This window comes from Streptomyces sp. AK02-01A (assembly GCF_033795305.1).
Classification (GTDB): Bacteria; Actinomycetota; Actinomycetes; order Streptomycetales; family Streptomycetaceae; genus Streptomyces.
The window spans coordinates 158,315-166,337 of sequence record NZ_JARBAE010000014.1 but is presented as its reverse complement, the minus strand read 5'-3'; the positions used below and the strand labels follow the sequence as shown (position 1 = coordinate 166,337).

Genomic DNA, 8,023 nt, shown 5'->3' with positions numbered 1-8,023 from the left:
CCTGAAGCGCCCCGGAGGCGAACCGAGCCCCAAAAAAGAGGTATGTGAGCCGAAGGGCGCGCCGCTGTCGAAAGGGAGAGCGCGCGGAGGTTCGCGAGGGACGAGCGAATCGAGCACGGTCGACCGTCGACAGTGGCATAAAGCGCCCGGAGGCGAACCGAGCCTTCAAAAAGAGGGGCGAGTGAGCCGAAGGGGCGCGGTGGTGTCGAAAGAGAGAGCGCGCGGAGGGTCGTGAGGAACGAGCGACCTGAGCACGGTCGACCGTCGACACCACCTGAAGCGCCCCGGAGGCGAACCGAGCCCCAAAAAAGAGGCGAGTGAGCCGAAGGGCGCGCCGCTGTCGAAAGGGAGAGCGCGCGGAGGTTCGCGAGGAACGAGCGAATCGAGCACGGTCGACCGTCGACAGTGGCATAAAGCGCCCGGAGGCGAACCGAGCCCCAAAAAAAAGAGAAGTACCGAGCCCCAAAAAATACAGCTACTTGCTTACTCCTGTGAGGGCCGTGACCACCGGGTCCAGCGCCTGGTGGATTTCGTCGCCGACCGAGCGGAAGAACGTGATGGGCGCGCCGTACGGGTCGTAGACCTCGTCCGCCTCGGCGGTCGGGGCCAGCAGCCAGCCGCGTAGCGCGGCGGCGGCTCGGACCAGTGCGCGGGCGCGTTCGACCACGCCTTCGTCCAGCGGGTCGGGCAGGGTCGCCGGGTCTATGGCCCGTACCAGCCGGGTGAACTCCTTGAGTGTGAAGGTGCGCAGGCCCGCCGAGTGGCCCATGGAGATCACCTGGGCGCGGTGGTCGCGGGTGGCGGTGAGTACCAGGTCGGCGCGGATGACGTGTTCGTCGAGCAGTTCGCGGCCGACGAAGCCGGACGCGTCCGCGCCGAAGTCGGCGAGTACGGCCGCCGCGTTGGCTTCCATGGCCGCGCCTTCGTGGCCCCAGGTGCCCGCGCTCTCCACGATCAGGCCGTCGGTGAGCCGTTCGCCGAGGCGGACGGTCAGGGCATGCCGCGTGAGCCGCTCGGTGATGGGCGAGCGGCAGACATTGCCGGTACTGACGTGGAGGATGCGGAAAGTGTTGCCGGTGTGTGCGGTCTCCGCTATGCCACGCCCCTCAGGGGCGGTCAATTGGCCACCTCGAGGTCGGGTACGACCTTGCGGAGCTCCTCCGCGTCGAGGGCACCGGCCCGCAGCAGTACCGGGACCTTGCCGGTGACGTCGACGATCGAGGACGGGACGATGCCGGGCGTGGGTCCGCCGTCGAGGTAGACGGAGACGGAATCCCCGAGCATTTCCTGGGCGGCGTCGCAGTCCTCGGGAGCCGGGTGTCCCGTGAGGTTGGCGCTGGAGACGGCCATCGGGCCGACCTCGGTGAGCAGCTCGATGGCGACCGGGTGCAGCGGCATACGGATGGCGACGGTGCCACGGGTGTCACCGAGGTCCCACTGGAGGGACGGCTGGTGCCTGGCGACCAGGGTGAGCGCGCCGGGCCAGAAGGCGTCGACCAGTTCCCAGGCCTGCTCGGAGAAGTCGGTGACAAGGCCGTGCAGCGTGTTCGGAGAGCCGATCAGGACAGGGGTGGGCATATTGCGTCCGCGGCCCTTGGCCTCCAGCAGGTCGGCGACGGCCTCGGAGGTGAAGGCGTCGGCGCCGATCCCGTACACGGTGTCGGTGGGCAGCACGACCAGCTCACCACGGCGTACGGCCGACGCGGCCTCACGCAGACCCGTCGAACGATCGGTCGCGTCGTTGCAGTCGTATCGCCGTGCCATCAGCCGGCCCTCCAGATTTCTTGTGCGTGGTTCGCCGCCTGGGCGGGAAGGGCGGCGGGGGCGGTCACAGGGTGGCCTTGCGGGCCGTCGCGAAGCGCGGGCGCTTGTTCAGGTCGGGGTGGTCGGCGGCGTCGGCCCAGCCGGACTCCTCGCTGAAGATCCACGGCACCTGTCCGCCCTGCGTGTCCGCGTGCTCGACGACGACCAGGCCGCCGGGGCGCAGCAGCCGGTGCGCGGTGCGTTCGATGCCGCGGATGGTGTCGAGGCCGTCCTCGCCGGAGAAGAGGGCCATCTCCGGATCGTGGTCACGGGCCTCGGGAGCGACGTACTCCCATTCGGTCAGCGGGATGTACGGCGGGTTGGAGATGACCAGGTCGGCCTGGCCGTTGAGCTCGGGAAGGGCCGTCAGGGCGTCTCCGCGGTGCACGGTGACCCGGGACCCGTCGGCGTTCTTCCGCGTCCAGGTGAGGGCGTCCTCGGAGAGTTCCACGGCGTGCACGCGGGAGCGCGGCACCTCCTGGGCCATGGCGAGCGCGATGGCGCCGGAGCCGGAGCACAGGTCCACGATGAGCGGTTCGACGACGTCCATCGCGCGCACGGCGTCTATGGCCCAGCCGACGACCGACTCGGTCTCCGGGCGCGGCACGAAGACTCCCGGTCCGACCTGGAGTTCCAGATAGCGGAAGAAGGCACGTCCGGTGATGTGCTGGAGCGGCTCGCGCGCCTCGCGGCGGGCCACGGCCTCCCAGTAGCGGGCGTCGAAGTCGGCGTCCTTGACGTTGTGCAGTTCTCCCCGCTTGACGCCGTGCACATAGGCGGCGAGCTCCTCCGCGTCGAAGCGCGGTGAGGGCACGCCCGCGTCGGCGAGCCGCTGGGTGGCCTGGGCCACCTCGGCGAGCAGCAGGCTGCGGGGGACGGGCCCGCGGCGGAGCCGCTGAGGGTCGCTGTGGCCCCCAGGATGTGGCTGCACGCTGGTTCCTCCGGACTGCGAGAGTGGTTACTGGGCGGCGGCGAGCTTCGCGGCGGAATCGGCGTCGACGCAGGCCTGGATGACGGCGTCCAGTTCGCCGTCGAGGACCTGGTCCAAGTTGTACGCCTTGAAACCGACGCGGTGGTCCGAGATCCGGTTTTCGGGGAAGTTGTATGTCCGGATCTTCTCGGACCTGTCGACGGTGCGGACCTGGCTGCGCCGGGCGTCGGCGGCCTCCCGCTCCGCCTCTTCCTGGGCGGCGGCGAGCAGCCGCGAGCGCAGGATACGCATGGCCTGCTCCTTGTTCTGGAGCTGGCTCTTCTCGTTCTGGCAGGAGGCGACGACACCGGTCGGCAGGTGGGTGATGCGTACGGCGGAGTCGGTCGTGTTGACGGACTGGCCGCCGGGTCCCGAGGAGCGGTAGACGTCGATGCGCAGGTCGTTGGGGTTGATCTCGACCTCGATCTCCTCGGCCTCGGGCGTCACCAGGACTCCGGCGGCGGAGGTGTGGATACGGCCCTGCGACTCGGTGGCGGGCACGCGCTGCACGCGGTGCACTCCGCCCTCGTACTTGAGCCGCGCCCAGACGCCCTGTCCCGGCTCCGTGGCGCCGTTGCCGCCCTTGGTCTTCACCGCGACCTGGACGTCCTTGTAGCCGCCCAGCTCGGACTCGGTGGCGTCGATGATCTCGGTCTTCCAGCCGACGCGCTCCGCGTAGCGCAGATACATGCGCAGCAGGTCTCCGGCGAACAGCGCGGACTCGTCGCCGCCCGCGCCCGCCTTGACCTCCAGGATGACGTCCTTGTCGTCGCTGGGGTCGCGCGGTACGAGCAGCAGGCGCAGCTTCTCGGTGAGCTCCTCGCGCTGCTTCTCCAGCACCTTGACCTCGGCGGCGAAGTCCGGGTCGTCCGCGGCGAACTCGCGCGCGGTCCCGATGTCGTCGCCGGTCTGCTTCCAGGAGCGGTACGTGCCGACGATCGGGGTCAGCTCCGCGTATCGCTTGTTGAGCTTGCGCGCGTTCGCCTGGTCCGCGTGGACCGACGGGTCGGCGAGCTTCTTCTCCAGATCGGCATGCTCGCCGATCAGTTCCTCGACCGCCTCGAACATCGGTGGCTCCTGGGTTGTTGCGAAGGTGCTTCGGGACGCCAAAGCGCCGGTCTCGACGCCCCGGGAGGGGCACCGAGGACCGGCGCGGACTGCTCGCTACTTCTTGGCGGAGGCAGCGCCCTTGCCGAAGCGGGCCTCGAAGCGGGCCACACGGCCACCGGTGTCGAGGATCTTCTGCTTGCCCGTGTAGAACGGGTGGCACTCGGAGCAGAGGTCGGCACGGATGGTGCCGCTCTCGATGGTGCTCCGGGTGGTGAACGACGCACCGCAGGTGCAACTGACCTGGGTCTCGACGTACGCGGGGTGGATGTCGCGCTTCAAGGTGGCTCCTAGTTTCGGGAGGGCGCCGGGTCGTACGCGCGGATTGCTCGTACGTGAACCGGGGCCGACGTACCAGTCTGCCAGGACCGGCCGTATCTCCCAAAACCGGGGTGCGGGCGGAAGTATTCCGTGCGCCCCTCAGCCGCCCTTGACGATGTGTGTGCCGTCCTTGCCGGCCGCGGAGTCCTTGGTGGCGGAGGCGGGTATCGGCCGGTCCTGGCGCAGTGCCGTCCAGACCTGGCGGGTGCCGTCCGGGATGGGCAGCACCCGGTTCGGGTCGGCGGGGTCGTAGCGCACCGGGAGCGTGATCATCTTGACGTCGCCGCCGCTGAGGTGCCTGAGCCCGTCGGCGAAGCCGATGAGTTCGTTGACCGAGTCGAGCTCGGAGTCCGTGGTGATCGCGCGGGTGGCGGTGTCGGCGAGGTCGTACAGCTTCTTCGGACTGGTGTACAGGTCGACGCTCCTGACCTGCGTGATCAGCGCCTTGACAAAGGCCTGCTGGAGTTCGATACGGCCCAGGTCGCTGCCGTCGCCGATGCTCTTGCGGGTCCTGACGAGGCCGAGGGCCTGCTCTCCGTCGAGGGTGTGGGTGCCGGCGGGCAGCCGCAGATGGCTCTTGCTGTCGTCTATGGGCCGGGTGGTGGTGATCCTGACGCCGCCGAGCTCGTCGATCAGCTTCTTGAAGCCGGTGAAGTCGACCTCCAGATAGTGGTCCATGCGCACGCCGGACATCTTCTCGACGGTTTTCACCGCGCAGGCGGGGCCGCCGACCTCGTACGCCGAATTGAACATGGCGAACCGCTCGGCGGGGACGGGCCGGCCCTTCCGGTCGGTGCACGCGGGGCGGTCGATCAGGGTGTCGCGCGGTATCGAGACGACACTGGCCTTCCGGTGGCCCTTGTAGACGTGAACGATCATGGCCGTGTCCGAACGGGCACCGCTGGCGCGGCCGTACTCGCGGTTCGCGCCGGCCCGGGAGTCCGAGCCGAGGATCAGGATGTCCTCCGAGCCGTTGTCGACATCGGCCGGGCGGTCGCCGCCGAGCCGGCCGTTGATGTCGATGCCCATGATGTTGCCGTTGAGCTTCGTGTAGACGTAGCCGATTCCGGATCCGCCGACAAGGATCAGGGCCGCGGTGGACCAGGCGGCGACGGTCATCGCGCGGCGGCGCCTGCCGGGCGCCTCGCGGCGTCCGCCGCGGCCGGGTATGCGGCTGCTGCTCCGGTCCGTCATGGTCTCCCTCTGTCCGTGGTATCGGTCCCACTGCCTCCTTCCGTGGCCATCAGGCCGGTTTGTCGCTCTGTCGATTTCGCTGTGCCGTCCGCCGGCACATGCCGTGGATCGGCGGTTAAGACCCAAGAAGCGTTTCACACAGCGCCGCGTTCCGCGCTGGGAGTGCGCGGCGCGGGCGGCAGGGAGCCGGACACAGAAATCCGCCCCGTCGCCGGAGCGACGGGGCGGATTGCGGAAGACGGCGGACCGGTCAGTCGTTGCCGTTGCCGGGAGTGGTCTTCTGGATCTGGAGCAGGAACTCGGCGTTCGACTTCGTCTTCTTCATCTTGTCCAGGAGCAGCTCGATCGCCTGCTGCTGGTCGAGCGCGTGCAGCACCCGGCGCAGCTTCCAGACGACGGCGAGCTCGTCGCTGCCGAGCAGGATCTCTTCCTTACGGGTGCTGGACGCGTCCACGTCCACCGCCGGGAAGATGCGCTTGTCCGAGAGCTTCCGGTCGAGCTTGAGCTCCATGTTGCCGGTGCCCTTGAACTCCTCGAAGATCACCTCGTCCATGCGCGAGCCGGTCTCGACCAGCGCGGTGGCCAGGATGGTCAGCGAACCGCCGTCCTCGATGTTGCGCGCGGCGCCGAAGAAGCGCTTCGGCGGGTAGAGCGCGGTCGAGTCGACACCACCGGACAGGATGCGGCCGGAGGCGGGCGCCGCGAGGTTGTACGCGCGGCCCAGGCGGGTGATGGAGTCCAGCAGGACGACCACGTCGTGACCCAGCTCGACGAGGCGCTTGGCGCGCTCGATGGCCAGCTCGGCGACGGTGGTGTGGTCCTCGGCCGGACGGTCGAAGGTCGAGGAGATGACCTCGCCCTTGACCGAGCGCTGCATGTCGGTGACCTCTTCGGGCCGCTCGTCGACGAGGACGACCATCAGATGGCACTCGGGGCTGTTGACCGTGATCGCGTTGGCGATGGCCTGGAGGATCATGGTCTTACCGGTCTTCGGCGGGGCCACGATCAGACCGCGCTGGCCCTTGCCGATCGGTGCGACGAGGTCGATGATCCGCGTCGTCAGCACACCCGGGTCGGTCTCCAGACGGAGCCGGTCCTGCGGGTACAGCGGGGTCAGCTTCTGGAACTCCGGTCGGCCGCGGCCGGTTTCGGGCGCCATGCCGTTGACGGAGTCGAGGCGGACCAGCGCGTTGAACTTCTCGCGGCGCTCGCCTTCCTTGGGCTGGCGCACGGCGCCGGTGACGTGGTCACCCTTGCGCAGGCCGTTCTTACGGACCTGGGCGAGCGAGACGTACACGTCGTTCGGACCCGGCAGATAGCCGGAGGTCCTGATGAACGCGTAGTTGTCGAGGATGTCGAGGATGCCCGCGACGGGGATCAGCACATCGTCGTCGGCGACCTGCGGCTCACCGGGACCGAACTCGTCGCGGCCACGGCGCCCGCGGCGGTCGCGGTAGCGTCCGCGACGGCCGCGCCGGCCGCCCGCCTCGTCGTCGAAGTCGTCCTGAGGACCGGTGTTCTGGGGCACGGTCTGGGCGCCGCCGCCGCGGTTGTCACGCTGCTGGCGCTGGCCGCCGCCCTGCTGCTGGCCGCCCTGGCCGCCCTGCTGCTCGTCGCTCTTGCCACGGCGGTCGCGCTGCCGGTCGCGGCGGTCACCGCGGTCACGGTCGCCGCGCTCGCCACGCTGGCCGCGGTCCTGACGCTCGCCGCGGCGTCCGTCGGTGTCGGTCGGGGCGGAGCCCGCGCCGGACGCGGAGACGGCGGCCTCGGCCCTGGTGTCGGGCTGGGTCTCGACCTTGACGTCGGCCTGGGCCTCGGTCCTGATCTCCGTCTGGGTCTCCGGGCTGCCCGCCTGCGCGGTGGCCCTGCGACGGCGGCGCTCGCCCACGGGCTGGTCGTCGCTGGCCGGCTGACCGGGGATGTCGATCTGCTGCGGGGCCACGGCCTGCTCGGCCCTGTCGGCCTTCTCCGCGGCGGCGGACGTGTCACCCGTACGGGCCTTGGAGGTCGCGCGGCGCTTCGGCTTGGTCTCGGCGCCGTCGGCCTCGGCGCCCTTGGACGCGGACGAGGCCCCTGCCTGCGTCTCTTTGATGACCTCGATCAACTGGCTCTTGCGCATCCGCGCGGTGCCCCTGATGCCGAGGCCGGACGCGACCTGCTGGAGCTCGGCCAGGACCATGCCGTCAAGGCCGGTGCCGGAGCGGCGGCGCCGTGCGGTGGTGCCAGTGGCAGCACCTGCGGCGGGCGCGGTGGCGTCGACACTGTTGTCGGCAGTCACGCCCATCAGATCGGTGGTGTCGCTCACGAAGGGTCCTTCCCTGGAGCGGACGTCGGCCTTCTGGCTCGGCGACCGGTTGTGCTGTCCGACGGCGGTCCCATCTTGTGGACCGTGCCGGGGCGGTGGTCCCGCCGGATATGGCGGAGAAACATGCATACGTGCAATGGGTCCGGCCCGAGGTCCCCCTGCTCGGCCCACCGCTGGGAAAAACGGGGGGTGTCGTGCCGGTTCCGGTGCGTGCTCAAAACTGCTCAGGCAGGCTGCTCAGGCAGTTGGGGAGGCTCCCGGAAGAAGTTGGCCCCGAATCGGGACACGAAGCACCGCGCCACAAAGACGTCGGTTGCAGACTT

Annotated in this window: 7 protein-coding genes; all 7 read right to left on the bottom strand. The window is 69.6% G+C overall.

Annotated elements, in window-relative coordinates; all coding sequences use genetic code 11:
• Positions 1 to 475: 475 nt before the first annotated feature.
• Positions 476 to 1,120 (bottom strand): protein-tyrosine-phosphatase, encoded by a 645-nt coding sequence (locus PV679_RS16290; RefSeq protein ID WP_319680953.1) that lies wholly within the window; start codon positions 1,118 to 1,120, stop codon positions 476 to 478.
• On the bottom strand, positions 1,117 to 1,764 hold the full coding sequence (locus tag PV679_RS16285; RefSeq protein ID WP_319680951.1) for an L-threonylcarbamoyladenylate synthase: 648 nt from the start codon (positions 1,762 to 1,764) through the stop codon (positions 1,117 to 1,119). The genes PV679_RS16290 and PV679_RS16285 overlap by 4 nt, the downstream gene beginning before the upstream one ends.
• 64 nt (positions 1,765 to 1,828) lie before the next feature.
• The gene (gene prmC, locus PV679_RS16280) at positions 1,829 to 2,668 is read right to left on the bottom strand and encodes a peptide chain release factor N(5)-glutamine methyltransferase (RefSeq protein WP_319680968.1); all 840 of its coding nucleotides are present in this window, start codon (positions 2,666 to 2,668) and stop codon (positions 1,829 to 1,831) included.
• Positions 2,669 to 2,761: 93 nt separating this feature from the next.
• Positions 2,762 to 3,841, bottom strand: coding sequence for a peptide chain release factor 1 (prfA, locus tag PV679_RS16275; protein ID WP_319680950.1), 1,080 nt, complete (start codon positions 3,839 to 3,841; stop codon positions 2,762 to 2,764).
• A gap of 96 nt (positions 3,842 to 3,937) precedes the next feature.
• Positions 3,938 to 4,162, bottom strand: coding sequence for a 50S ribosomal protein L31 (gene rpmE, locus PV679_RS16270; RefSeq protein ID WP_129771286.1), 225 nt, complete (start codon positions 4,160 to 4,162; stop codon positions 3,938 to 3,940).
• A 138-nt stretch (positions 4,163 to 4,300) separates the two neighbouring features.
• Positions 4,301 to 5,395, bottom strand: coding sequence for an LCP family protein (locus tag PV679_RS16265; protein WP_319680949.1), 1,095 nt, complete (start codon positions 5,393 to 5,395; stop codon positions 4,301 to 4,303).
• A gap of 250 nt (positions 5,396 to 5,645) precedes the next feature.
• Positions 5,646 to 7,700, bottom strand: coding sequence for a transcription termination factor Rho (gene rho / locus PV679_RS16260; protein WP_319680948.1), 2,055 nt, complete (start codon positions 7,698 to 7,700; stop codon positions 5,646 to 5,648).
• Positions 7,701 to 8,023 lie beyond the last annotated feature (323 nt).